The 26,936-nt window shown below is 31.4% G+C and carries 27 protein-coding genes, 1 pseudogene and 1 riboswitch; of the genes and pseudogenes, 5 read left to right on the top strand and 23 right to left on the bottom strand.

Annotation, left to right across the window (positions count from 1 at the left end; translation table 11 throughout):
* Positions 1–29: 29 nt before the first annotated feature.
* The 8 genes from LQK79_RS15210 to LQK79_RS15175 form a co-directional block, all read right to left on the bottom strand.
* Positions 30–1,634: a spore germination protein gene (locus LQK79_RS15210; RefSeq protein WP_231017100.1), complete on the bottom strand. Its 1,605-nt coding sequence runs from the start codon at positions 1,632–1,634 to the stop codon at positions 30–32.
* Between the two features lie 4 nt (positions 1,635–1,638).
* Positions 1,639–1,863 carry a hypothetical protein gene (locus LQK79_RS15205; RefSeq protein WP_231017099.1) on the bottom strand — a complete coding sequence of 75 codons (225 nt, stop codon included), beginning with the start codon at positions 1,861–1,863 and terminating at the stop codon, positions 1,639–1,641.
* Between the two features lie 21 nt (positions 1,864–1,884).
* Positions 1,885–2,970 carry a GerAB/ArcD/ProY family transporter gene (locus tag LQK79_RS15200; protein WP_231017098.1) on the bottom strand — a complete coding sequence of 362 codons (1,086 nt, stop codon included), beginning with the start codon at positions 2,968–2,970 and terminating at the stop codon, positions 1,885–1,887.
* A gap of 79 nt (positions 2,971–3,049) precedes the next feature.
* On the bottom strand, positions 3,050–4,135 hold the full coding sequence (locus tag LQK79_RS15195; protein WP_231017097.1) for a GerAB/ArcD/ProY family transporter: 1,086 nt from the start codon (positions 4,133–4,135) through the stop codon (positions 3,050–3,052).
* A gap of 385 nt (positions 4,136–4,520) precedes the next feature.
* Positions 4,521–5,888 (bottom strand): MATE family efflux transporter, encoded by a 1,368-nt coding sequence (locus LQK79_RS15190; protein WP_231017096.1) that lies wholly within the window; start codon positions 5,886–5,888, stop codon positions 4,521–4,523.
* 159 nt (positions 5,889–6,047) lie between these two features.
* A complete protein-coding gene (locus LQK79_RS15185) occupies positions 6,048–6,761 on the bottom strand; it encodes a DUF7852 domain-containing protein (RefSeq protein WP_231017095.1) in 714 nt (237 codons plus the stop codon).
* A 145-nt stretch (positions 6,762–6,906) separates the two neighbouring features.
* On the bottom strand, positions 6,907–7,923 hold the full coding sequence (locus LQK79_RS15180) for a CsxC family protein (protein ID WP_231017094.1): 1,017 nt from the start codon (positions 7,921–7,923) through the stop codon (positions 6,907–6,909).
* A gap of 170 nt (positions 7,924–8,093) precedes the next feature.
* Positions 8,094–9,269, bottom strand: a complete 1,176-nt coding sequence (locus LQK79_RS15175) for a phosphoribosylaminoimidazolecarboxamide formyltransferase (protein WP_231017093.1) — start codon at positions 9,267–9,269, stop codon at positions 8,094–8,096.
* Positions 9,270–9,333: 64 nt separating this feature from the next.
* Positions 9,334–9,415, bottom strand: a riboswitch (ZMP/ZTP riboswitch).
* 118 nt (positions 9,416–9,533) lie between these two features.
* On the opposite strand from LQK79_RS15175, the gene LQK79_RS15170 reads away from it, so the two are divergent.
* Genes LQK79_RS15170 through LQK79_RS15160 form a run of 3 tightly spaced genes read left to right on the top strand, consistent with a single transcriptional unit; the run spans position 9,534 to position 12,238 of the window.
* On the top strand, positions 9,534–10,523 hold the full coding sequence (locus LQK79_RS15170) for an asparaginase (protein ID WP_053240671.1): 990 nt from the start codon (positions 9,534–9,536) through the stop codon (positions 10,521–10,523).
* A 52-nt stretch (positions 10,524–10,575) separates the two neighbouring features.
* Positions 10,576–11,592 (top strand): adenosine deaminase, encoded by a 1,017-nt coding sequence (gene add, locus LQK79_RS15165; RefSeq protein WP_231017092.1) that lies wholly within the window; start codon positions 10,576–10,578, stop codon positions 11,590–11,592.
* Between the two features lie 19 nt (positions 11,593–11,611).
* Positions 11,612–12,238: an HAD family hydrolase gene (locus LQK79_RS15160; RefSeq protein WP_231017091.1), complete on the top strand. Its 627-nt coding sequence runs from the start codon at positions 11,612–11,614 to the stop codon at positions 12,236–12,238.
* A gap of 162 nt (positions 12,239–12,400) precedes the next feature.
* On the opposite strand, the gene LQK79_RS15155 is transcribed toward LQK79_RS15160, so the two are convergent.
* The 10 genes and pseudogenes from LQK79_RS15155 to LQK79_RS15110 form a co-directional block, all read right to left on the bottom strand.
* Complete coding sequence (locus LQK79_RS15155; RefSeq protein WP_053240674.1) at positions 12,401–12,844, bottom strand: hypothetical protein; 444 nt, start codon at positions 12,842–12,844, stop codon at positions 12,401–12,403.
* Positions 12,845–12,869: 25 nt separating this feature from the next.
* Positions 12,870–13,592 (bottom strand): DUF421 domain-containing protein, encoded by a 723-nt coding sequence (locus LQK79_RS15150; protein ID WP_231017090.1) that lies wholly within the window; start codon positions 13,590–13,592, stop codon positions 12,870–12,872.
* A 62-nt stretch (positions 13,593–13,654) separates the two neighbouring features.
* Positions 13,655–13,852, bottom strand: a pseudogene (locus LQK79_RS15145) (radical SAM protein); the annotation flags it as partial.
* A gap of 4 nt (positions 13,853–13,856) precedes the next feature.
* On the bottom strand, positions 13,857–15,266 hold the full coding sequence (amrA, locus tag LQK79_RS15140) for an AmmeMemoRadiSam system protein A (protein WP_053240677.1): 1,410 nt from the start codon (positions 15,264–15,266) through the stop codon (positions 13,857–13,859).
* 162 nt (positions 15,267–15,428) lie between these two features.
* Complete coding sequence (locus LQK79_RS15135) at positions 15,429–15,671, bottom strand: serine hydrolase (protein WP_278279544.1); 243 nt, start codon at positions 15,669–15,671, stop codon at positions 15,429–15,431.
* 111 nt (positions 15,672–15,782) lie between these two features.
* The gene (locus LQK79_RS15130) at positions 15,783–16,343 is read right to left on the bottom strand and encodes a DUF6143 family protein (RefSeq protein WP_231017088.1); all 561 of its coding nucleotides are present in this window, start codon (positions 16,341–16,343) and stop codon (positions 15,783–15,785) included.
* Between the two features lie 78 nt (positions 16,344–16,421).
* On the bottom strand, positions 16,422–16,976 hold the full coding sequence (locus LQK79_RS15125) for a GNAT family N-acetyltransferase (protein ID WP_231017087.1): 555 nt from the start codon (positions 16,974–16,976) through the stop codon (positions 16,422–16,424).
* A 60-nt stretch (positions 16,977–17,036) separates the two neighbouring features.
* Positions 17,037–17,963: a helix-turn-helix transcriptional regulator gene (locus LQK79_RS15120; protein WP_231017086.1), complete on the bottom strand. Its 927-nt coding sequence runs from the start codon at positions 17,961–17,963 to the stop codon at positions 17,037–17,039.
* Positions 17,964–18,011: 48 nt separating this feature from the next.
* Entirely contained in the window at positions 18,012–18,791 is a 780-nt protein-coding gene (locus LQK79_RS15115; RefSeq protein ID WP_198149870.1) for an SDR family NAD(P)-dependent oxidoreductase, read from the bottom strand.
* A 485-nt stretch (positions 18,792–19,276) separates the two neighbouring features.
* Positions 19,277–21,034 carry an SUV3 family DEAD/DEAH box RNA helicase gene (locus LQK79_RS15110; RefSeq protein ID WP_053243429.1) on the bottom strand — a complete coding sequence of 586 codons (1,758 nt, stop codon included), beginning with the start codon at positions 21,032–21,034 and terminating at the stop codon, positions 19,277–19,279.
* A 343-nt stretch (positions 21,035–21,377) separates the two neighbouring features.
* Here LQK79_RS15110 and LQK79_RS15105 point away from each other — a divergent pair, with 343 nt between their 5' ends.
* Both LQK79_RS15105 and LQK79_RS15100 read left to right on the top strand, forming a co-directional pair.
* Entirely contained in the window at positions 21,378–21,734 is a 357-nt protein-coding gene (locus LQK79_RS15105) for an aminotransferase class III-fold pyridoxal phosphate-dependent enzyme (protein ID WP_231017085.1), read from the top strand.
* Between the two features lie 4 nt (positions 21,735–21,738).
* Positions 21,739–22,641 carry an aspartate aminotransferase family protein gene (locus LQK79_RS15100; RefSeq protein WP_231017084.1) on the top strand — a complete coding sequence of 301 codons (903 nt, stop codon included), beginning with the start codon at positions 21,739–21,741 and terminating at the stop codon, positions 22,639–22,641.
* Between the two features lie 62 nt (positions 22,642–22,703).
* Here LQK79_RS15100 and LQK79_RS15095 read toward each other — a convergent pair whose 3' ends face one another.
* The 5 genes from LQK79_RS15095 to LQK79_RS15075 form a co-directional block, all read right to left on the bottom strand.
* Entirely contained in the window at positions 22,704–23,756 is a 1,053-nt protein-coding gene (locus LQK79_RS15095) for a permease (RefSeq protein WP_053243427.1), read from the bottom strand.
* A 132-nt stretch (positions 23,757–23,888) separates the two neighbouring features.
* The gene (locus tag LQK79_RS15090; RefSeq protein WP_198150103.1) at positions 23,889–24,362 is read right to left on the bottom strand and encodes a MarR family winged helix-turn-helix transcriptional regulator; all 474 of its coding nucleotides are present in this window, start codon (positions 24,360–24,362) and stop codon (positions 23,889–23,891) included.
* Positions 24,363–25,059: 697 nt separating this feature from the next.
* The gene (locus LQK79_RS15085) at positions 25,060–25,560 is read right to left on the bottom strand and encodes a GNAT family N-acetyltransferase (protein WP_053243426.1); all 501 of its coding nucleotides are present in this window, start codon (positions 25,558–25,560) and stop codon (positions 25,060–25,062) included.
* 2 nt (positions 25,561–25,562) lie between these two features.
* Positions 25,563–25,958, bottom strand: a complete 396-nt coding sequence (locus tag LQK79_RS15080; RefSeq protein WP_053243425.1) for a methyltransferase domain-containing protein — start codon at positions 25,956–25,958, stop codon at positions 25,563–25,565.
* An 11-nt stretch (positions 25,959–25,969) separates the two neighbouring features.
* Positions 25,970–26,410: a MarR family winged helix-turn-helix transcriptional regulator gene (locus LQK79_RS15075; protein ID WP_231017083.1), complete on the bottom strand. Its 441-nt coding sequence runs from the start codon at positions 26,408–26,410 to the stop codon at positions 25,970–25,972.
* Positions 26,411–26,936 lie beyond the last annotated feature (526 nt).

Here is a 26,936-nt window from a genome sequence, read left to right as displayed (position 1 = left end):
TAGACTCACCTCATATACTAATAACACACTTAATCCTTATTTTTTTCATTTGATGGAGCCTCCGGCTTTGACCCCATTCCTTGTTTTTTCATGTTATGCCATCCTATAGTTCTTGGTCTAGTAAACATACTCCAAATATGAGTTCTTACGAAAGTATCTTTCAAATCCTCTGTACTTAATGGAGCTAAAGGAGATAGATACGGTGAACCAAAAGATCTTAAAGACACAATGTGTACTAACACCAATAAAGTGCCTATTCCTACTCCAAATATACCCAAACTTCCGCCTAATATAAGAAAAATAATTCTTAAGATAGAAATAACATCCGTATATACAGGAACCACAAAACTAGAAACAGCTGTTAGTGCCACAACAATAACCATAATTCCTCCTACTAAGCCAGCGGATACAGCGGCCTCTCCAATTACCAGAGCCCCTACAATACTTACTGCCTGACCGACTGGTCGTGGAAGCCTAACTCCTGCTTCCCTCAAAATTTCAAAGGTTATTATCATAAGTCCGGCTTCTATAACTGCTGGAAATGGAACACCCTCATGACCTGCTGCTATAGTAAACAATAATGTAGTTGGTATCAATTCCTGATGAAAAGTGGATAACATCACATAAGTAGCCGGTGCTAACACACTTATAATAAAAGCCAGAAATCTTAGGCCTCTTAAAAAACTAGCCAAATATGGCCTTGAATAATAATCCTCTGAACTTTGAAAACCCTCAATAAAAAGCATAGGTACCGTTAACACAAATGGAGTACCATCAATTAAAATTGCAGCTCTTCCTTCTAGTATTTTTGAAGCTGCCTTATCAGGCTTTTCTGAATTGCCCACAGTAGGAAAGATAGAATAAGGTGCATCTTCTATAAATTCTTCAATATATCCTGACTCCAAAATAGAATCTGTATTAATCCTACCTAACCTCTCTTTTATTTCTTTTATAAGCTTAGGATTAGCAATTCCCCTTAAATAGACAATACATACACTGGTTTTTGTCTGTGTTCCAATCTGCATAGTTTCAAAGGTTAAATTAGGATTTTTTATTTTACGTCGCAGCATTGTCATATTTATAGATATCGTCTCGGTAAATCCCTCTCTAGGGCCTCTTACTACAGCTTCAGTCTTAGGTTCTTCTATGCCGCGAGTTTTCCATCCCTTTGACTGAATACTTAAAGCCTCATCGGAACCTTCCAAGAGAAATATAGTATCACCAGATAAGCAATCATCTACAAGTTCACTTATAGATTTAGTTTTCTTTATTTCTCCAACAGAAATTATTCCATCCTTTATTACATCTATATTACGTGACTGTAATCGATCCTCTAAACCACTCAATCCACCATCGTGCATAAACGGCCTAATTATAGTTTGATTTATAGTTGACTTTTCTGTCATTCCTTCTAAAAATATAACCGCTGCTTTTATTTGCATTTTAGAACCAAAGGAAAATTCACGATAAACTATATCAGTGCTAGAGCCTAAAATATTTTTTAAAGTATTTAAATTATGCTCAAAACTCTTAGAAAGCTTATCTTTGGAATTTTCTTTTTTTGTTGTATCATTGTTTACCTTTGGCTTTTGAAGCTGCATAAATTTAAGTTTTTTGTATAAATAGTTAAACACTTTTCTATCCCTCCTTTCGCTTTATTAAATCATTATTTTTTTTATTCTCTTCTTTACTCTTATCCTTAAGCTCTGGATTATAATATTTCACCCTAAAGATGTAAAGAAAAATTTGACATAAAAGTACTACAAATAAAATTAAAGTATATGTCCAAGAAAACATAAACATAAAAGTTGCATAAAAGCCTCTTCCTTCTAATAATTTTTTTAAAGAATCTATGATTTGCATATTATTATCACCTTCAAATTTTTAGAATTCAGATCTCCTCTTTTTTATCTTATAAATAGCTAATAATAGCAGCGGTGAAATATTAGTATACGCTATAACAACACAACTTGCGTCAAAAGGAAACATCCATCTATGAAATGCATAACTAGGTTCAAATTCAATAGAAAACCATAGTAAAGCAGCACTCGTAATAATAATTGGCACCTTATTATTTTTAAGCTTAAATAACGTAGCTTGAATTGAAACAATGGCATTTAAATATGTGGACATCTTAAAAAAGCCACCAAAAAATATAATAATTATGCCTATAGCATCTACATTTGTTATTATATTTCCTATATTAATTAATCTTATGACTTCTACCAATGGAATTGCTGCAGTAGAAACATACTCATAACCTAACGCACCAATATCTATGATTAAAGAAATACAAAGTAATATTCCTGATAATGTCACAGCTTTTACAGCAGCTTTTCGTATAGTTTTCTTTTCACTTGCATAATTCCAATACATTAAGAAAACAAACATTTCTCCAAAAGGAAATACAATTACACTTGGTAAAGTTGTTATTATAGGCTTAATTCCATTACCTAAAATTGGCATTAGGTTTGAAAACTTAATAACTCCAGACATATAAATTAATATATATAAACTTACCATAAATATAAAAATTATAGGTGCAATTAGTTCACTTACACGAGCTAATACTTCAACACCTTTTAATAAAGTATACACACTTAATAATACAAATAAAAAATTTATAAGCCACAATGAAGTTTGAGGAAGAATAGTTGTAATTATAAGTTCTCCAAATTCACGAAGGTTACGGGCACAATACCAAAAATAACCCAACAAATTAAGTAGAACAAATGGTATCCCAAGCTTTTTTCCAAGTATAAAAATAATTATTTCAACATAATTTTTATCCGGAAATGAATTTTGAAGTTCTGTATAAATCCATATAAATATAAGTCCAATTAATAAGGCTGCCAAAATTACAAGCCATGCGTCTTGCTTCGCCTGTATCCCTAATGCAAAAAGAGTAGTGCTTCCCACTTCAAATATAAACATTAAAGTAAATAGCTGATGTTTACTTAACCGTGTCATTTCAATTTCCTTCTTATACAGAATTTCAAACGTCTTATTCTTAGTTGCATATATTTTTAACCACAAGAACTTTCAATATTCATAATTGAACCCTTTTCCTCTTTATTTTGTAAATAAATAATAATAACAGCGGATCAATATTAGCATAAAATATGACAAAATGCCGTGCATCGAATGGAAACATCCATTTATGATATGAATAACTAGGTTCAAACACAATAGAAAACCACAATAAAATAGCTCCTGTAATAATAAGTACTAATTTATAATTTTTGATCTTAAATAATATGGTAGGAATTGAAGCAATAGCATTTAAATATGTAGACATCTTAAAAAAGCCACCAAAAAATATAATAATTATGCCTATAGAATCTATATTTGTTATTATATTTCCAACATTAATCAATCTTATAGTTTCCAGCAGCGGGATTGTAGCAATAGAAGTATATTTAACTCCCAACGCACTGATGTCCATTATCAAAGAAATCGAAAGCAATATGCCGGACCAAAATACAGCCTTTACAGCGGTTTTTCGTACAATATTTCTTTCATTTGCACGATTCCAATACATCAAAAAAACAAACATCTCTCCAAATGGAAATACAACTACATCTGGCACAACCTTCGCTACTGGTTTAATGCCTCCACCTAAAACTGGCATTAAGTTTGAGAAATCAAGATTTCCAGATATATATACAAATGTGTATATAAATATTGCAAATACTATCATTACAGGTGCAATTATTTCGCTTGTACGAGCTAGTACTTCAACTCCTTTTGATAAAGTATATATACTTAATAATATAAATAAAAAATTTATAAACCATAATGGAACCCCAGGAAGAATGGTCATAAGTATAAGCTCTCCAAATTCACGGAGATTACGGGCACATTGCCAAGAGTATCCTAACATAGTTAATATGACAAACGGTATTCCAAGTTTATTACCAAGTACAGCAAAAATTATTTCAACATAATTTTTATCTGGAAATGCATTTTGAAGTTCTGTATAAACCCATACAAATATAAGTCCAATTAGCAAAGCAACCAATATTACAATCCATGCATCCTGCTTTGCCTCAATTCCTAACGCAAAAATAGTTGTGCTTCCAACTTCAAATATAAACATTAAAGCAAATAGTTGATGTTTACTTAATCGTTCCATTTCAACTTCCTTCTTATACAGAATTTCAAATATTTTATCCTTAGTTGTATATATTTTTAACCATAGAAACTCATAATATTCGTAATTAACTCATTTAAAAAGCAATTTTATTAACTTCACACTATCTTATAATTAATTTATCACTCAAAATTGCATCGTAGCATCATTTTCCGTAGGCACGGAGAAAAATGTTCCTTTAAACCACATACTTGAAGGTATAGTATTGAAGAAATGATTTAAATAAAATTTTATAAATATTAGAGGGTAATTATTAAAAGACTTAGATGTTTCAATCTGTCTGAGCATCCAGCGAGTTATTGAAACTTCTTAGGCTTTTAATAATTACCCTCTTAGATTTATTAATTTTATTTAACATTTCAAAATACTATACCTTCAAGTACTTCCACTTTCCTTTGTTCATTCGTTTTAGGTACATAATAGACCGCGAACTAAAATCAAAGAATATTCCAACTGCTACTGCTGCCAAACCTATGCCAAGCCACTTATTAAGTACAAATGATGCAAGAATTCTGCAAACCCACAGCCCAACAAAAGATGTTATCATAACATACATTATATCACCTGCTGATTTAAGCGTTGCCGAACACAAATTCAATATTGCCATCAAAGGTTCAAGTACAGCAAAGGTTCTTATGAGTATAAGTGACTCATTTATTACAAGATTGTCTTTTGAATAAAGCATAGCAAGCTGTCTTGAAAATATAAGCATAAAAACTCCTATAATAAATCCAATTATAACAGCTATTTTAAGACTTTCATAAGCATAGTGTTCTGCCTTTTTATAGTCCCTTTCGCCAAGGCTTTGTCCAACAAGTGTCATGTTAGCTATAGCAAATCCAAATATAGGAAAGAAAGCAAGTGAATTTATATTCATCCCAACCTGAAAAGCTGCCATTGCTGTCGTTCCCATGCTTACAACAATAATTTCAAGAGCCAAAAATCCACCTTGAAGTACAGCTTGCTCAATAAAGCCAGGTATCCCTATGTTAGCTATTCTTTTCATAAGGCTAAGCTTCAATCTATAATTTTCTTTAAGAGTAAGTTTAAGTTTTAACCCCTTGTAATTATACAAAGCAAGTACTCTAATAGTTACTGCTATTATTCTAGATATAGTTACTGCCGCAGCAGAGCCTTCTACACCAAATCCATGTATTCCTATAAAAGCAATTCCAAACGTTAATGTATAATTTAAAAATATATTAATTACATTAACTATTCCTGTTATAACCATAGGAGTCTTTGTATCTCCTGCCCCCCTCATAGCCCCTGAAACAATTATATCAAGAACAAAAAAAGGAAGATTAAATACAATTATATGAAAATAACTTAATCCTACATTAAAAACTTTTATATCCGAGCCACTAAAGAAAACTTTAAGAATTTGCACTGAAAAGGTTCTTCCTACAATCGTCAAAATCACTCCAACAAATACAGCCATATACATAGATTGAATAAGTGCTCTTTTAGCCTCAGCTTTATTGTTCTCTCCAATAAGCCTTGCAATTATAACAGTAGTTCCTATTGCAAGCCCTGAAAAAACAGTTTGCAAAAAGCCAACTAGCATATTATCCATACCGACCGCTGCTACAGCTTCCGTTCCAATTCTACCCATAAATATTGTAGATACCATACCAACCATCATTTCAAGCATCTGTTCTAATATAGATGGCCATGCTAATTTGATTATTTCTTTATCCGATTTCTTGTCTAATTTAAATGTTAATTTTTTCATCCCTTTATCCATTTCTTAATATATTTTTATCGCATGTTTTATCACATAATTATATAATAACTCAACATAGAACTCTTGTCATCTAATTTTTTAACAAATAGCTGCGTTTTTTCACATATTTATTTATATTCAGGCTTTTTATTAACATATCAATATATTCTACCCGTTTTTTATAATAATTGTTTGTTTTTGAAGTAATCTTATAGTTATATCCATACTCATACTTTGTTTGATTTGCTTAAAAGTACTTATCTTTTTTGCTTCATCAATTAATCTAATCTTATCCTTTACATTAAGTTCCTTAAATTCTGCACTTACTAATTCACAATAAATTTCATCAGCTTCCTGCTGCTTATCTATAAAACTCTTTTCATTTTCTGACATTCTAATGATTTCATTGTTCTTATAAGAAAACTCATAGGTTACCGGAGCATTAATATACTCAATACTTTCTGCACATCTAAAAGGAAGCTTTATCGTTAAATTTTTGGCTCTACCATTTAGTTCACAGCCTCTATGTCTAGTTTCTTCGCTGTATTCTATACTTTTAATTACAACTCCATCTAAGAAAAATCTATTAATTTGCGGGATTAGTTTACATCTTTTTATAATTGCCTTTCTTCTAATATCTATTATATTTATCACGTCTTTTGTAAAATTAACTGTATTTTTCAAATTTATGTCAACTGTAGTTTCAGCTATAACTACTGGAAGTCTGACAGCTGTAACTCCTAATTTCTTCCTATCGACTTCAGTTTGAAGCTCTATTAATTGAGTATTATTTTCCACATCTACTTCTATTTTAGTGTTTTTTTTCTCTTCATCCTTTAATTTTATATGTTTATTCTTATGCCCCTTTCTATGCCTTTTCATATAATACCCTCAAAATATTGATTAAATCTCACTATATAAGATTTCAGAGGGCATTAAAAACCCTCTGAAATCTGAATGTACTTCTTGAAGACCTTTTAATAAAATCAATAGAGCAAAAAGCTCTATTGATTTTTAAAAATCCACTTTATTTTTTTCTCTTTATATCCCAAATAGTTCCATTCCAACTCTGACTTGGATAAAAGCCGCCATCATTAAAATATCCCTTTTCGTCATATCCTTTTCCGTCGTATCCTTTTCCGTCGTATCCTTTTCCGTCATATCCTTTTCCGCAGTATCCTTTTCCGTCATATCCTTTTCCGCAGTATCCTTTTCCGTCATATCCCTTTCCGTCGTATCCTTTTCCATCATATCCTTTTCCGTCATATCCCTTTCCGTCATATCCCTTTCCGTCATATCCTTTTCCGTCATATCCTTTTCCGTCATATCCCTTTCCGTCATATCCTTTTCCGTCGTATCCATAACCACTATATATCTGCTGTTTTTGAAGTAATTTTACTCCAAGGTATACTACAGATTTATCAATGAATTCATCAAATTCCTCTTCATTTGGGAAGCAGCCTATAGGTCTTCCTTTTTCATCTATATCAGCATCATATACCTCAGACCATTCAAGCTCTGGAAATACTGGTTCATTAAATCTTTCATAGCTTGCCCTGTCAGCTTCTCTTATATTTTTACCAATTCTCTTCTGATCATAATATCTTGCTACATCAGGCTGCTTATTTGGAAATACTCTTGGAAATCTTCCATTAAAGCATACTCTAGTAGCAACTTGAAATGGAACATGAACAGTAGCATCCTTTATTAACCCACATATTCCAGAACAAGAGGTGCCTTCTTTAGATGCATATTCTATATTCTTTCTAATATATCCACTAATAAATACTTTGTCTGTTCCACCAATATATCTGGCCTGAGTTAAAAATACTTCTTTTTCTATTCTTTTAATCTCATAAGCAGGTTCATCCAATTTTATTTTAGACTCAACATCAATTTGAATAACAAATTCTGCAAGAACTACAGGAACTTTAAACATTCCTGGACGTATAGGCCAATTCTCTGCAAGTTCCAGTGTCTTTGATTTTACAACACTTGAATTGCATGCGTTTGTCTCAACATTTGCTCCACCAGTGTATTCCATTCTTTATCTTCTCCTTCATTTGAAAAATAGAATATATAATTTATATTCTGCTATATAATATTCTTTAGAAAAAAAAATGAAACACTTTTAGTGAATTTTTTTAATACTCAATTTTTATACATATAACATTATCTCAATATAAAAATCTAAAAATTAAATAAAATTATATTTTAATGATGAAATAACCTTAATTTTGAAAATGCCATAACCATATCATATTCATTACATGCATCTATTACAACATCATCTCTTATAGACCCACCTGGCTGCACAATATACTCTACTCCACTTTTTGCAGCTCTATCAATATTATCTCTAAAAGGGAAAAATGCATCAGAACCCAATGATACTCCTTTAAGATTTGAAAGCCAATTTAACTTCTCTTCCTTTGACAACTTTTCTGGAACTTTTTCGAGTACATCTCCCCAATTTGCTGTTTCAGCTTCTGTAACATCATCTCTTAAATACTGATCAATAAAATTATCTTTTTCCGGTCTTGAAACTCCAGCTTTAAATGACAAATTTAAAACTGCTGGGTGCTGTCTTAAGTACCAAATATCTGCTTTCGACGCTGCCAATCTTGTGCAGTGAACTCTTGATTGCTGTCCTGCACCAACTCCAATCACCTGACCATCAATAACAAAACAAACCGAATTTGACTGAGTGTACTTTAAAGTAATCATAGAAATTAAAAGATCACGTTTTGCAGCTTCAGGTAAATTCTTATTGTTAGTAACTATATCATTAAGTAATTCTTCATTTATTTCAGCTTTGTTTCTCTTTTGCTCAAAGGTTATTCCGTATATTTCTCTTTTTTCTATTTCACCTGGTTCATAATCACTGTCTATTTTAATGATACAGTAATTTCCTCTCTTCTTGCTCTTTAATATTTCAAGTGCTTCTTCTTCATATCCTGGTGCAATTATTCCATCGGAAACAGATCTCTTTAAAATTTTTGCAACTTTAACATCTACTACATCACTTATTGCTACAAAATCTCCATAGGAAGACATTCTATCTGCTCCTCTAGCTCTTGCATAAGCTGCTGCTACTGGTGATAGATCAATGTCCTCAACATCATAAGCCTTTTTAAGTACATCACTTAATGGAACTCCTACTGCCGCACCTGCTGGACTTACATGTTTAAAAGAAGCCGCTGCTGCAATTCCCGTTGCTCTTTTTAATTCCTTTACAAGCTGCCAGGAATTTAAGGCATCCATAAAATTAATATATCCTGGTTTACCATTTAAAACTTCAAAAGGTAAGTTTCCACTATTAGCATAAATTTTTGCTGGTTTTTGATGTGGATTGCATCCATATTTAAGAATAATTTCAGAGTTTTTCATTATTAATTCCTCCTAAAAATAAATAATTTAAACGCAAAAAAACTGGGTAAACATAAAAAATATTAATGTTTACCCAGGCGGTCGATATATTCAAAAATCATGCTCCCTATGGTAAATTCCATTCTCCGCCAGTTGCATGATTTTATATGTTCAATTATAAAAATTATATAATATACGAATTATTTAGTCAAACATTGTTTTTATTCTTATAAAATAATATAATAGTAATACTTTATATTTTCTGATATTAAGGGAGGATTTGTAATGAAAAAAGCAGCAGTTGTTTTTAATGGTGGCACAATTTCTATGAAAATAGATCCTAAAATACATGCAGCAGTACCGGGTTTGTCCGGTGAAGATATAATGTCAATGGTTACTGGAATAGAAGAGTATGCTGATATTGAATCCTATAATTTTTCAAACGTACCAAGCCCTCACATGTCCCCGGAAGATATGATGTCTTTATCTTTATACGTAAAAGATTTATTAAAAAGGAATGATATTTCAGGAGTAGTTGTAACTCACGGAACAGATTCATTAGAGGAAACTGCGTATCTTCTTGACCTAACTATAAACTCTGAAAAACCTGTAGTTATAACAGGATCAATGAAATCAAGTTCGGAACTTGGTTACGATGGTCCTTCTAATCTATCTGCTTCTATATGTACAGCGGTTTCTGAGGAAGCAAAAAATTTTGGTGTTCTTGTCTGCCTAAACAGCGAACTGAACTGTGCAAATGAAGTTGTAAAAGCAAATTCAATGAGCTTAAACGCCTTTAGAACTCCTGGTTTTGGTCCTATAGGTATTGTTGATAACAATGAAATACTTTTCTATAGAAACCGTGTAGAAAAACAGTATATTGACACTAACAAAATAGAATCTAATGTTGACCTCATAAAATGCGCCTCAGGTATGGACTCAAACTTTATAGATTTTAGTATAAACCGAGGAGCCAAAGGAATTGTTATTGAAGCTATGGGAAGAGGAAATATTCCACCACTTATGGTAGATGGCGTTCAAAGAGCAATTTCAAGCGGTATTCCTGTTGTTTTAGTATCAAGATGCTTTGAAGGAAGAGCTTTAGACACATATGGATATCACGGCGGCGGAAAAGAACTTAAAAACATGGGAGTTATATTTGGAGACACTTTATCCGGTCAAAAAGCCAGAGTGAAGCTTATGGTTGCTCTTGGAAAAACTAATGACTTAAACTACATTAAAAATATCTTTGAGGAAGGTCATTATAAAGCATAAATCCTTATCCACATTGTTTTAAATATAGCTTTAATTTTAGGAGGTAATTATTTTGAATTTAAGAGAGAAAATTAAAAACATTCCTAAAACAGAACTTCACTGCCATATTGATGGAAGCTTAAGGCCTAGCACCATAATTGACCTTTTAATAAAGAATAATCTTCCACTTCCTATTTCAAATCTAGATAAGGTGGAAGATTATTTTAAAATCAATGGAGATTGCAGCTCCTTAAAAGAATATCTAAGCAAATTTGATTTTCCAATTAAGGTCATGCAAAAAAAAGAAGAACTTTACAGGGTAACTTTTGAACTTCTAGAAGATGCAAAAAAAGATGGAATAAGCTATATTGAATTGAGATTTGCTCCTTACTTTCACACAGTCAAAGGTTTAAAACCAGAAGAAGTTGTTGAAGCTGTGCTATCTGCTATGAAAGATGCCGAAAACAAATTCAACATTTATTCTGGTCTTATTTTATGTGCTATGAGACATGAATCCTCCTCAAAGGCTGTCGATGTAATTAATCTAGCAAAAAAATATATAAAAAGTGGAGTAGCTGCTGTAGACTTAGCAGGAAATGAAAGTGACTTTCCACCAGAAATTCATAGAGAGGCTTTTGACATTGCATATGAAACTGGCCTTAATATAACTATTCATGCAGGAGAAACCGGCATTTGTGAAAATATAATGAAATCAATAAATATACTTCATGCATCTAGAATAGGTCACGGCATTTTTGCATATAAGAATCAAAAAACTCTAGATTATCTTGTACAAAATCAAATCCCTCTAGAAATGTGTCCTAAAAGCAATTTAGACACAAAAGCAGTAAAATCCTATAGGGATCATCCAATTAAAACCTATCTTGAAAATGGATTAAGAGTCACTCTAAATACTGATAACAGAACTGTTTCAAATATAAATTTAGTAGATGAATACATGAATCTTGTAAATATATTAGGATTTACAGAAAATCAAATATTTCAAATTATAAAAAACGGTATTTCATCATCCTTTTGCAGCGAAAATCTTAAAAATAAATTAATAAAAGAATTTAATAAAAGTTTATAATTTAAAGAGGTGTTAATTAATGGAAGTTGATAGTATGATTTTTGATTTAGATGGAACACTTTGGGATTCAATGGAAGGAGCCTTCATATCCTTGAAAGAAGTTTTAGCAAGCTATCCTAATGTAAAAAAGTTAATAACCAAAAAAGATCTTGAAAGATGCATGGGCCTCCAAATAGCTGACATAGGTAAAAAATTGTTTCCAGATTTATCACAAGATATACAAATGCAAATTATGAATGAATACTGTGAAGCAGAACAAGTTTATCTTGGTGAGCATGGCGGGAAACTGTATCCAAATTTAGAGAAAACTCTAAAGGAACTCTCTAAGCATTACAAATTGTTTTTAGTAAGCAACTGTCATGATGGCTACATACAATGTTTCTTTAAAGCACATAAACTAGATAAATACTTTACTGATTTTGAATGTTCTGGAGTTACTGGATTATCAAAAGGAGAAAATAACAAGCTTATTATAAAAAGAAACAACTTAAAAAATCCAGTTTATGTCGGCGATACCATAGGTGATGCCGAATCTGCAAAAGTCGCAGGAATTCCATTTGTATATGCAAGATACGGTTTTGGACAAGTTGAAGAATATGATTACGTAATTGACAGCTTTAAAGAAATTTTAAAGTTAAACTTTTAAAATAATTTATTTGATTAAAAATTGACAAAGAATAACACTTCCCTTCAACTGTCCTTTGTCAATTTATGATTGTTATAAAACCTTTACTGCATGTCTCTTCCATAAAAGCTTCACTTGTCTCTTTGTACTTACCTCCTGGTACTGTCCATTACTAAAAGACACCTATTCCAGTGTTCTTATAAAATCTGGATCTCCCTTAGAAAGATCTATATCTTTTATATGCTTTGGAACATTAAAGTTTGGGCTTCTCATTGAACCTCCAAGGGATTTTATTATTTTCTCAGCTTTTTCTTTATTTTTAGGATCGGCATCCACTATAACCTTGCAATTTATGTCTGCTATTTCTTCAAATCCTCCCATACCGCTTACCATAGGACTAGCTGCAAGCATAGGAGATCTATCCCTCTCACCTCTCGGCGCTCCTGTATTAAGCACTAAATCAGAATTAGTTGGGCTAGATAAAAGCTTACCATTGCTACCTTCCTTATTTCTATCTAACTGATAGTGATCATTTATATCTGTATATGCACTAATACCTTCTTGCTTCAATTTATCGACAACTTCATTTGCATTTTTTATTCCTCTAAAGAAAGCTTCAATTTTCATATTTTCCTCCTACAAAAATTATAGTTTATTCATTATCTTTTGTTCTAGCAGCTTTTTTATGCATCATTTGCTTTTTTGATATACATAAAGTTCCAGCAGCATTTAAACCTGCATAAAAAACATCTTCCACATTACTAATTTTATGAATTTTAAGCTGTTGTCTAAGCCATTTTTCATCATAATTAGTACTTTCTAAATTGCTATACATTATTTTACCGTCAATAATCATATCAACCATTAAACCATTATATTTTGTCTTAATGTTCAAATCTCCAGTTGTTACTGGCTGCTTATTTGGCTTTGGCAGCACTGTTAATTCTCCATCATTTTCTATAGCCGCAAGTGCTACATCATCTAAATTAAATATGTCCTTTTCTCTTAATAATGCCATCAACTTATTTATAGTAATACTTACTTTTTTAAAATTATAATCTAATAGTTTACCATTGCTTACAAGAATAACAGGCTCACCATCAACTAATTTTCTAAAATTAATGTTTTTAATATCTAAGTAATCGGTAATAACAACTAAAATAGTAATTATAATTGCTGAAATTGAAGCCAAAAACGGTGATTCATGAGAACCCAGAGATATTCTTGCTCCAATTGAACCTATAGTAACTCCAACCATAAAATCATAAAACGTTATTCTCGATATTAATTTTCTTCCAATGATCCTTGCTAAAATTAACAAAATAGTGTAAGCAACTATACCTCTAAGAATTGCTCCTATAATCTCTCTTATCATCATGTACTTCCTTATACAAATATTTTCATATTGGCTATTTTTAGATAAGCATTAATTTTTAAAGCAACAAATTGAGAAATGCTATAATTTTGACAAAAGCCACAAGTAAAATTACAACCAAAGCTTCCTACAGAAAAAATTTGAGTGTGAGGTTTAAAGTAGTAAAGAGGCTTCTTTTCTATAGGATCCAAGGCTGCGGAAGTAATCTCCCCATAGTTTATTGTAACAAGCTTTTCATAAAACATAGCTTCTTTCTTCATGCCATCACACTTCTTCCTTATGCCTAATTACTTTAAACTTTTCTATTGAATATTCTTCATAATGATCTATGCCAGCCTTATCTAAAGCTATTGATAGCTGTTCTTCTACTGTATTTACTCCTTCTAAATCAGGAAGCAGAAGTCCAGTTTTATCCTTGCTTCTTACAATAACACCATACTCTTTTGGATCCAATTCTTCTTTTGAAGCCGGCTTAGGTTCTGTTAAAACATCTACAGAAAAAACAATATCCATTAATTCTTCCTCTTCTACTTCATAAAATCTAGGATCATTTAATCCAGCTTCTATAGCATTGCGCTCAATTTCTTCAGCGATACTATTTGTTGTAGGAAATATAGTTCCAATACAGCCTCTAAGTTCTCCATGCTTTTTCAAAGATACAAATACACCTCTTTTTGTATTTTTCATCTCACCTGTAACATATTCTGGAAGTGCATTAATACTACTGCCAGTGCTTAAATATGTGGTAAGGCTTTCTCTTGCAAGTCTTACACATGGATCACTTTGATTTTTTCTCTTTTCATAGCTAGAAGTTCGAATTGCTTCTATTTTCTTAAGCTTTGGAGAATCCTCGGAAGAAACCTTAAAATTCATAACGCCATAGCCTACCCCAAAGGTCCCTTCATAGCTTAAAAGCTCTCCGCTAAACTTTTTTCCTTCCAGAGCACCTAATAAGATGGCAGTTGAACGCCTTCCACATTCACCGGCATTGCATATTGTCTCCTCATCTATGCTGAATACACCTTTAACATCTCCTTTTTGTAAAAGTCCAAGAAATTCCTTATCAAATTTTTCACCAAAAGGGCTGTATTCATAAGGACCATCTTCCTTTAGCTTATGTGATAAGTCTCCACTTGCTATAAAAGCAGCATTTTCGTTTAGTTCTTCCACAGCTTTATTAATTTCAATACCAAACTTATATAATTCAATATCACTTAAAGGAGCATAAGTAATATGTACAAGCTTATACCCCTTATAATATTTATTTATAAAATACAAGGGAACCATAGCACCATGATCCAAAAAAACAGATGCATTGTACTTCCTTAAAAGAGAATTTGAAACCATTACACTAGGTATTCCTTCATTATATACCAATTCATATATTTTGTTAGTAAGCTTCTTATCAATCTCCAGCTCCATAGAAACATTGTTAACCCCAAATTTCTCTAAGTCCCCATAAATTTTATCCTCATAGCTAAGAGCAACAGCATCCTGAAACATAACGCCATGAGGAGTTACAATTATAATGGTGCTTGGTGCTTTTTTTGCAATTTCTTTTGCAACCGTCTCAAAGCTTTTACTGGTAGCACTAATCTTTTTTTCTTCCCCTCTCCCAACCTCAGGAATTACTATAGGAGGGTGAGGAAGTAAATAGAAACCCTGTAAGCCCATAAAATCACCTCTAATATTTTTTATGTAACTTAGTTTTTCCTATTTTATAATATTAATGCTTACCCTTAGACATAAACTATTTCTTGTACTAAATCATCGGATAAAGGTTTTTCCAAAACAAATCTAATATATCTCCTTGATCTCTATTGTAAGCATTTATTGCTATAACAGCATTTTTTTCTGGCAATATGATTCCAAATTGTCCATTAAACTTTCTAGTTCAGAAGAGACTTTTTCTGGAACTGATTCTGGAAAGTAATCAATAACCTTATCATCAAGCTCTAACAAGCCTTCCTCCATAGCCATACCCACTGCTGCTGAAGTAAAGCTTTTACTAGCAGAATATTGATTCATACGCATCTTAGGTTCCCAGTCATATTCAGCAATTTTTTCTCCATCTTTTATTACAATTACCCAAGCAATGTAAACGTTGTCATATAATTATAACACACGAATTACCCTTTATATAAATAAACAACAATAAAAAGAACCCCCATAAATTGAGGATTCTCATGTTTAATGCCTAAATTTCTCCCAAAATCCAAATGCAACTATTACTTTGTTAAAATTTGAACTGGAGGATTTTATAATTATCACATAATCTCCATCTGGAGCTTCTATAAACTTTCCATCTTCTTCACTTACTAAAGTTGTTTTTGGAGGTACTATTCTGTCATATACATTTACTCCATCTTTAGGAACTTCAGTTGTTGATTCTATATATCTAATATCCACTTCATTCCGCGGCAGAGGTCTTAACGCAGTATTAGTTGAAGAAATCTTACTTGATATCTTACTTGTTTCAGGGAAAGTAATGTTTAGCCAAACTTGTGCAGTTAAGTATTCATCTGAAAAATTTGAAATAGTAAATACATTTGCATACAGATTAACATTTGAGTCACGCGGATTTACCAAGCCTGCCCAGGCATTCATTCCATTGCCTACCTTTAAAGTTTCTGTTTGTCCTACAAAATACCTTCCCTGCATAGATTTAAATAAAGAAATTGGAATGTCAACTACCTGTTTTGGCCTAACAATTTTACCACTAGAAATATGATTCTTATTTTCATATAACATAAATATTTGTCTCCTAAATTCATTTTTCTTTCCATATATAATATTCATTAGAGCAAATTTATGTTATTTATACTAATTTCATATTTTTTTACAATAATAATCATCATATATAATAAATTTTTTATTAATAGAACTGTACCCCTTACTTTTAAGAGCACAAATACGCTTTTTAGCTTCTGGAACAGCCTTGGTAAGTATAGTCTTAACATCAAAGGCTTCATAAAAAAATTCATTTGCTACTGCTAATATACTTTGTATTATATGCTCATCTTCATATTTGCTTTGAATATCTATTCTTAAAACACCATAATAGCCAAATTCATCATGAGCATGTTCACTATGAAACATTTCTACAGTTCCAATTATCTCTTTTGTGCTATTTAAAATTATTGTCCATCTTATAAATTGCCCGCTAGAATATGAATACTCCCAAAAATCAATTGCCTTCTCCATTTTAGCAATTGTATTGTAATAAAATTTATCTCCATTACAATTATCAGAATTAAATAATGGTACCGCTTTTTCATCTGAATAACATTTAAAAAGACCTTCTAAATCCTGTTTTCCAGTTTTTCTTAATGTAATTAATTCATTTTTATATGTTGGACATTCTTCATAAATATCTTTAACCATATTAACACTCCTATCTTCATTCTTATAAGAGTATAACAAAGTAATTACGACAACAGTATGTCATATATCATGGTATAAATTTAAAATCTCTCTACTTTTAGCACAAAGTTTTTCCTTTAAAGCTTCTGGCTTTATTACTTTGACAAGCTTGCCAAAAGAAAAAAGCGTTCCAAACCACAACTCCTCATTTTCTGGCAAATGTAAATTCATTATGAAGTCACCATTTTCATATTCTAACTCAATATTCCCATTTAAATATTCAATTGCTTTTGTTTTTACTTCAGCTTTGCAAAACAACTTTATATCAATATATTTTCTATTATCCTTCTCATCATTTTTCTTTAACAGTATACTTGCTGATTCATGCACTCTTAGTATTTTTTTATCTGTTAAAATTAAATTTCTCATGCGAACAATTTTATATAATCTATACTCATCTTTTTCTAATGAGTAGGCAAATAAATACCATGCATACCACCTATATGTAACTGCAATTGGTTCAACTTCTTTTTCCGTTGTTTTATTGTCTGCATTTGTATACAAAAACCTTACTACTATTTTTTCTGCGATAGCAGTTTCTAATACTTTTAATTCTTCATTGGTATTTTTATTTTCTCTTAAAGTGCTAAAATCTAAAATAATATTTGTATCTATTTTATTGCTTTCTAATGCTGCTTTGACTTTTTGAAGTGTTGAATTTATCTTATTACTTTCATACGCAGAAGCTAACCCCCTCAGCGCTGAAACTAAATATGAATAATCATCATTATTAGCTATTTGTTTGTCCATTTTAAAGCCATTAAGAATTTCATATCCACCATCTGTACCCAAAGAAGAAACTACTGGTATTCCGGCCTCACATAAGGTTTCAATGTCTCTCTGAATTGTTCTAAGTGAAACTTCAAATCTATACGAAAGTGTTTTTGCACTTACTTTGTCATGATTTAATAAGTAAATTGTAATTCCAAGTAATCTATCAATTTTCATATGCCACCGCTAATTTCTTATAAAATTCATTTGTCATTGTTAATATCCTCATTTCCTATGAATTTCAAGTGATAGCTTTTGTTGGTTTTTAAAGTTAGCACTGCTTACTATCCCTTGTGGCAGCCTAACTAATATCTTATTAAGTATTCCAGGCACAATTACCTTCTTATTTTTCAAAAGTCCTCTATATGCAGCCCCTGCTACTACTTTTGCTTCCATAGCACCAGGAACTTCTCTCTTTCCAGCAGTTTTACAGAAGTTTGTCCTTACTGCACCAGGACACAGCGCAGTAACAGTTACCCCATATGGCTTTAATTCCTTACTTATAGCTCTTGAAAAAGACAATACATACGCCTTTGTAGCATAGTACACTGCAATAAATGGTCCCGGAGCAAAGGAACCCGTAGAGCCTACATTTAAAATTTTGCCTTTTCCCCTCTTTATCATTTCCTTTGAAAACAGCTTCGTCATTTCAGTAAGTGTGCTAATATTTAACTGTATCATTTCTATATCTCTTGTAAGCTCAGTTTCATGAAAAAATCCAACTACACCTGCTCCTGCATTATTTACAAGCACATCTACCGTTAGCTTCATATTCATAACCTTCTCAAATACCCTGCTTGCAGCACCAGCTTTTGATAAATCTTCTGCTATCACATCCACTCTGATATCATATTTTATTTTTAACATAGAAGCTAATTCATTGAGTTTTTCAGCATTCCTCGAAACCAGTATAAGATTATATTTATGATGAGCAAATACTTTTGCAAGCGCGTATCCTATTCCACTTGATGCACCAGTGATTAAAACTGTATCTGCATTATTCACAATTAATTCTCTCCATTCAGCTTTTTAATTGAGAATATATTCTAGAAACTAATTTGTCAAGTATTTACTCATTTTAAGCTTCACTTTTTATTTGGCGCTGCATAATATGTAATCATACAAGATCATATTACAAAACCCTTTTATAGATAAACAAGCTGAAATATTTAAATTACCAATACCAAATTTATCCTTACAAACTGGAATTTAACTCAGAGTACAAAGTATAGAGGACAGAGTACAGTGAAGGATGATTTTTCTCCGCTGTCGCTACAAAAAATCTTAAACTTAATGCACGCAAAGCGCTTAAAATATAGTGCTCAGCGTAGATGACACTATTAAGTTCTAAGATTTACCTGAGAGAAACGAAAGGTAAATCCACCTTCACTGTACTCTGTACTTTGTACTCTGTGCTCTGAATCAACTTCCAGTTTATCAGGATAAATTTGGAGATTGCAATTTTAAAGTTTCAAGTTGTCTATCTATAGCTACATTCTAACTAATATCTCATTTATGGCTTCGCTTACCTCTTTTCTTTTGTTATAAACCCATTCTACATCAAATTCTAAATTAAATATTTTAGAGAATGAATAATACATATTTATTTTTTGATAATATATTTCCAAATCACTCAAATTGCCTTCGAAGCACTGAGGTTTAAATAAGCTATCATGCTTGCTTATAAATAATTCATCTACATATCCTAAAAATGTGTTCATTAATTCTTCTCTAGATACATCAAAGGGGACCTTTAGTAAATTCCACTGTATTTCTTCTCTTAACTTATATTTCTTTATTCTATCTAAAATTATTATATATTCGCTGATATCCATTTTAGTATAATAATTCAGCTTTTCTTCCCTAGTACTCCATAAAGCTAATTTTTCACTTAAGGGCAATCCTTTAATCTTAAGTATTGCATCTGATGGTCCAATAACTGCTCTTTCTATATTTTTATCTGCAGTCTCAAGCCTCTCTCTTATAAAATCTTGAGTATCTCCCAAGCTAGCTACATATCCCACATCATATATACCAATTCGTCCTGCACGGCCAGCTATCTGCTTCACTTCTTGTGAAGTTAATTCTCGTATTTCTTCACCATCGAACTTTCTTATATTTACAAAAATAATTCTTCTAATAGGAAGATTAACTCCCATTCCAATTGCGTCCGTAGTTACTAAAACTTTTGTTTTTTTATTTACAAACTCTTCATACTGCATTTTTCTAACTTCTGGAGGCAAATCTCCATATATCACACTGACTTTTATACCTTTGCTAGAATAATTTTGTGCTATCTCCAGCACTCTCTTTTTAGAAAACACTACAACAGCATCGCCCGCTTTAACATCTTTATAATTAAAGCTTTTATTTTCAACCTCCAGCGGAATTGCTCTTGTATATTCCTTTATTTCATACTCATCCCTACAGTCATTTATAATTGTTTCTAATATGTTCCTTGCATTAGCTGCTCCACATATATGAATTTCATCACACTTTAAGCCAAGAAGTGCCCTACTCCATGCCATTCCCCTGCGCTCATCGCTAATCATTTGAATTTCATCAATAACAGCAATATCATAATGTTCCATTAAGTTAAGCTTTTCTATTGTGCAGGAAACATGAGTTGAACCTGGTCTTAATACTTCTTCTTCACCAGTTAACAAATCACAAACTACTCCTTCGTTATTTAACTTCTCAAAATTCTCTAAAGCTAAGATTCTAAGAGGAGATAAGTATATTCCCTTTTTTGCTGTTTTAAGGCGTTCTACAGCATTGTAAGTTTTGCCTGTATTTGTCTCACCTAAATGAATATAAATTTTTCTTTTCATGTGTCTAGTCTCAATATATTCGTCTTTAGGATTATCTGGGAACCTTTCTTCAAACTCTTTAGCAATTAACTTTGGTATATGATGCTTAGTAAGTACTGTCATAAATCCTGAGTTTAAAAAAGCATTATAATTTCCTCTTAACACGTCATAAAAATCAAAATCCGTACCATTTTTCTTATTATAATACTCCAGCATTCTTTTTGATGTTTCCTCTAAAAGCTCTTCATACCTATCATATACATCCCTAAAATCCCTAAAGCCTTCCCTTTCCATTTCCTTTAGCTTTCTTAACTTTTTTCTTATGGAAACTTCTTGTTCTATAAGCGCTCCTGGTTTCGAGTGATATACAATCTCTTCAATTTGATTAATTTGACTCTTTAACTTTTTAAATTCCCTTTGTGCCCCATTCTTTTTCATTTATCTTCCTCCATGTAAAACATTTAATATATCAATATTATGTTCTCCTATTCTATGATATTTATAATTATACATTTTATTCTCTTTCTATAATTTAATCTCATTATTTTCAATTGTGTTGTGATTCATTTTATAGCAAATTCATTACTTTCATCTATCATATAAGTATATTGAATTATAATCATATGACGCTTAAGTAAAATTTGCAACCCTTTTTTGGTTATTTATTAGTTATATTTAGTTTACGTGTTGAATATTAATTTAATGTATTGTATAATTATGCATTATAATAACTTTGCCATTGTTTATCATTTAATATAATTTTTTAAAGGTGTTGTTGTTCATGTCCTTATCTAAAGAAATAAATTCTGTACCCAAGCTTCTAACTGAAGCAAAGGATTCAATATTATTTACAACAAATCGTCCTAATGTAATAATGGAACACGGTAAAGGTATGTATTTATGGGATACATCTAATAAATGCTATCTTGATTTTATGGGTGGATGGGCTGTAACTTCCCTTGGTCATTGTCCAGATGTAATAAAAACCGCCCTCACTAATCAATCTAATACACTTATCAATGCTAGTCCCGCATATTACAATAAGCCAATGCTTGAGTTTGCAAAACTACTTACAAATATTTCTTGCTTTGATAGAGTGTTTTTTATTAAAACTACTTACAAATATTTCTTGCTTTGATAGAGTGTTTTTTATTAATAGTGGTTCTGAAGCAAACGAAGGAGCAATCAAACTTGCTAGAAAATACGGTGAAAAGTATTTAAATGGAGCATATGAAATAATTACTACCATAAATAGTTTTCATGGAAGAACTCTTGCCACAATGTCTGCCACTGGTAAAAAGATATGGGATAAATTATATGAACCAAAAGTTCCTGGTTTTAAACATGTTCCTTTAAATGATATAGACGCATTAAAACAAGCCATAACTCCAAAAACATGCGCAATAATGCTAGAACCTATTCAAGGAGAAGGCGGTGTAAATGAAGCAAGCACTGATTATTTTAAAGCTATAAAGCATTTATGTGATGAAAACAACCTTCTACTAATTGTTGATGAAGTACAAACTGGGCTTGGAAGAACAGGAAAGATGTTTGCGTATGAATACTATGGTATTGAACCAGATATTATGACACTAGCAAAGGGCATAGGTGGTGGATATCCTCTATCTGCATTATTGGCCAAGGAAAAACTAAATATATTTGAAGCAGGTGATCAAGGTGGAACTTACTCAGCTCAACCACTTGGAATGGCTGTTGGATCAGCCGTCGTAAAAGAAATCATAAGCAAAAACTTATCAAAAAATGCTAAGCTTCAAGGTGAATATTTAACTTCTAAACTAGAAGAAATAAGCTCTAAATACAAACTTAAAAATATTAGAGGTAAAGGTCTTCTTATAGCCTTTGACTTACCAACTGAAAATGGAAGTGAAATTGTAAGTGAATGCTTAAAGGAAGGTTTGTTAATAAATTCTCCAAGACCATCAATAATTAGATTAATGCCACCTTTAATAGTAACTGAAAAAGATACTGATAATATGATATCAATTCTTTGCAAAGTTTTAGATGAAAAACTTAATATCAATTAATTCTATATTATAAATACAAAATTAAAGGAAGACTTATTATAGTCTTCCTTTTTCCATTTTAATTACAAACCTATAAATATTAAAAAATTATATAAATATCCAAGTAATATGGCACTAATGAGTAAAATACTTACATAAAAGAATACAGCTTTCTTTTTCATTATAGTTAAACTTCCAGTTATTGCTCCAATGCTTGTTCCTGGTCCTGTAATCATAAATGCAAGAACTGCTCCACCACCGCCACCAGCATTCATCAATGTTTTTATTAATGGAATAGCACTAGCATCACTTACATACAAAGGAACGCCTATTAATGCAGCTAGTGGAACAGAAAATATATTTTTTGCTCCAAATAATGACACGATTATTGAAGTAGGTACAAATTTATTGATCAAATATCCAATTGCAGCAAAAACAGAAAAGTATACTAAAATTTTTTTAACTCCCAAATTAAAAAATACACTTAATAACTTATCTAATTTGTATTTTTTAATAAATTTGCTTGAATTTTTATTATCACTTTTTGAGCAGCATGTCTCATTCAAATATTCTTTAGTTGCATTTTTGGAGCAGCATGAACTCTTTAGGTTAACTGGTTTTAAAATTTTAGTTCTAGTAATCTTTTTAGTTTGCTTTGAACAAGAACAGATTGCAGCTTCATTATTAGAGAACCTCACTTGATCATCAAAGAAGCTTGTATTCTTTTCTAAATAATAACTAATATTACCTGCAGCTATTCCAATAATTATGGATGAAGCAGTTAAAGCTACAGCGAATTTTACACTTATTATTCCTGATAACATTACAAATAAATCTGGACTCATAAGTGGTGATGAAGTAATAAAGGCCATTATCGGTCCCCAAGGAAGTATAGTGGTAAGCATTGAAACAATAACAGCCATGGTACCACAGGAACATAACGGTGTAAATGCTCCAAAAGCTACACTTCCCAGAATAGATGCCTTTTTACGTTTCATGAGTAATGCCTTAAATTTTTCAGGATCAACATATACATTGAGAACACATGCAACTATTATTCCAAAAGCTAATGGGACAGAATCATGTAAAAGAGTATGCAGTACATAAAAAGCAGTATCTTTAATTAAATTAAACATTTTTTTATTCCTCCTCAAACAAAATGTTTGTATTATACAAGTATTTTGTAATATTAATTCTTATAATTTATATTTATTGGAAATATATTATTTGTATCATACAAATAATATATTGTAAAATCCAGCTAAATCCTAGCAGCAATTAGGATTAGCTTTCTCAAATGCTTTTTGAAGTATATTAACTGACTTTAATATTTCCTCAACTTGGCCTTCAGGTATATTTTCAATTATTTTTTTATAATATGCCTTAACTGAATCACTTAATTTAGAAGCTGCCTCAATACCTTTTTCCCTAAGACTTACAATAACGATCCTTTTATCATTATCATCCTTGGATCTTGAAATATACTCATCTCTCACAAGCTTATCTAAAATTCTAGTCATTGTACTTGAATTTAAGTTCATCTTTTCACTTATTTCATTCATAGAAAGACTTCCAAATTTACTTATCTCCAATAATGTATAACATTGAGTAGTTGTAAAGCCATGTATTTTTATTTGATCTCTTTCAAACAGTTGAAACACCCTTACAAGCTTTTGTATCATTTCTCCAACTTCATCAATGCAGCAGTTATTGCTGACCTCATTACACTTTGTACATTTCATATTTTTCACTTCCAATATTCATATCGATTTAATTACTTTAAAATAACTATACCACATTTATTTGTATGATACAAGTATTTTGTAGATAGGCAACTTGGAGCCTTAAAATTACAAAATCCTAGTTTATCTAAGATTTATAAAGCTTTATTTAAACCATTCCGAATCAATATTACTTCACTATGCCCGAAAAGCAAGGAGTATTTTTCTCCGTTTCTCTACGAAAAATACACTGTTAGCAAGATTTAACAATGAAAATGATTATAAATTGCTTAAATAACGTATTACAAAGATTTATGCTAAAATTCCGTAGGTACGGAGGAATTTTTTCCTTGCACTACTGTGGGAGTGAAGTAACAATGCTGAAGGAACGATTTAAAAAAATTCTAATAAATCTTGGTTCAAAAATTGTAAAATACTAAGATATTTCAATCTGTCTGAGCAATAGCGAGTATAAACATACGCGGGGTTTGGGCTAATATATATATGCGTAATACAAGTTAAAGAAGGATAATGGGATTACATCCCAAACCCCGTATATGATCGTTATCCTTCTAGAACCCAAAGCAACTACTTTTTTTAAATAACCACTTAGATTTATAGGGCTTTTTTAACGCGACGAAGCATTGTTACTTCACAACTTCCAGTTTGTAGTGATAAACTTGATATAATCAATTTCAACCTTCCATGTTGCTTATCTTTATTCAATCCCTACTACCTTACTTCTATGTTCCATTAAAACTGTGTCATGCCATATACCATTCGACATTTTTGCAACTTTCTCTCTTATTCCTATCTCCCTAAAACCACAGCTTTTATGCAGCGCTATGCTTGAACTATTTTCTCTTATAATTGCGGAGTATAAAGACCAAATTCCATTTTTCTCTGATAACTTTATTAAATTGCTTAATATGCTTTTTCCTACCCCTTTACCCCTATAAGCTCCTCCTATATATATGCTAACTTCTGCAACACCTTTATAAACGCATCTACTTGAAGTAGGACTTAGTGCTGCCCAGCCAAGTACATTTTTACCATCATAAGCAACTAATCTACACACCTTCATATGTCCTTTGTCCCAATCTTCAAAACTTGGAAGCTCTGACTGAAAAGTAGCTTTCCCTGTATTAATTCCTTCCATGTATATTTTAGCTACAGCTTCCCAATTTTCAGATTTCATTTCTTGAATACTATAATCCATTCTTAATCAATCCTTTCTAATTTGACTTCCATTTTTTCTTTATTCTTATTGGCGAGTTCAAGCATTTCATCAGTCATATCAAGCCCATATACTTTTCCAGTATCACCTACATATTTGGATGAAATAAATACATCTATTCCTCCTCCGCTTCCTAAATCTAATATAACCTCCCCTTTTTGCGGATTACCAAGTGCCACTGGATTAGCACACCCAAGCGATGCATTTACAGCTTCATCAGGTAACCCATCAATGAAATCTTTTGTATACACCTTCGAATTATTAGTTACATATGAGCAGCAAGATGTAGTGCACCCACAATTTCCACTTGTTTGTTTAATGACTTTACTTGCTATCTTTCCGTAATATTCTTTAACCTCTTTTTTAACATCACCTTTCATAAAACCATCTCCTAACAACATTTATTTCCATGTATAACGTCAATAAGTATCTTTAAGCTATCTAGTACTTGTTCTCTTTTATCTTGTGGAATAGACACAAATATTTTTTTATAGTAGTTATTCATGTTTTCTTCTATTGTTTTAAATACCTTTATGCCCTTATCAGTAAGCTTTATAACAATATAGCGTCTATCCTCTGGATGTGCTTCTCTAACTACCAAATCATCATCTACTAATTTATTTATAGTCCTGCTCATCGTGCTTTTATCTAAGTTCAAAATCTTAGCAAGTCCATTTAAAGAAATTTCCTTTGCTCTACCAATTTCTACAATAGCATGGCACTGAGACATGGTAACTCCGTGACAATTTGAATCAGATTTTTCTAAAATACCAAGGTCTCTTACTAATACTCTAATTAATTCACGTAAATAATTACTTTCTTCTTTTTCCATAAAACCACCTCAATTCAATTGTAATATAAAACAGTTGTGTTTTGCAACAACTGTTTTATACCTGAGGTTAGAAACAGAACTTTGAATGTTGGAAATATGTCTCAACATATATCAAGATTGGACCTTACGATATCTTGTGCGACAAGTGTAAATTATATGGTTTACAGTATCTAAACGCCGTTGAAATAATAAAAACAATAAACAAAAGCACCATATCTACTATTCTCATTTTTCGCTTTTCTTCACCTAAAATTATATTACATGTGCTTCTTAAATTAGTTTTTACTAGAGAAGCTAATTCTTTTAGAACTGATCTTTTTTACGGGCCGCTCATAATGCTTTATGCGTGGTGTAGTAAAACCTATAAAACACCTTTTTTTACAGCCTCCTATAGATATATTGCTTGTATAATCTTGGTACTTACATTTTCAAACTTTTAGCTTGTTTATCTATATAGATAAACAAGTTGAAAAGTAAAAATTAGTAATAGTAATTTTTACCATAAGCAATAGATTTGATTTGAGCT

It is taken from the genome of Clostridium guangxiense, from assembly GCF_021043395.1.
Classification (GTDB): Bacteria; Bacillota; Clostridia; order Clostridiales; family Clostridiaceae; genus Clostridium_S; species Clostridium_S guangxiense.
The sequence above is the reverse complement of the archived record's forward strand: the minus strand, read 5'-3'. Positions and strand labels throughout refer to the sequence as shown.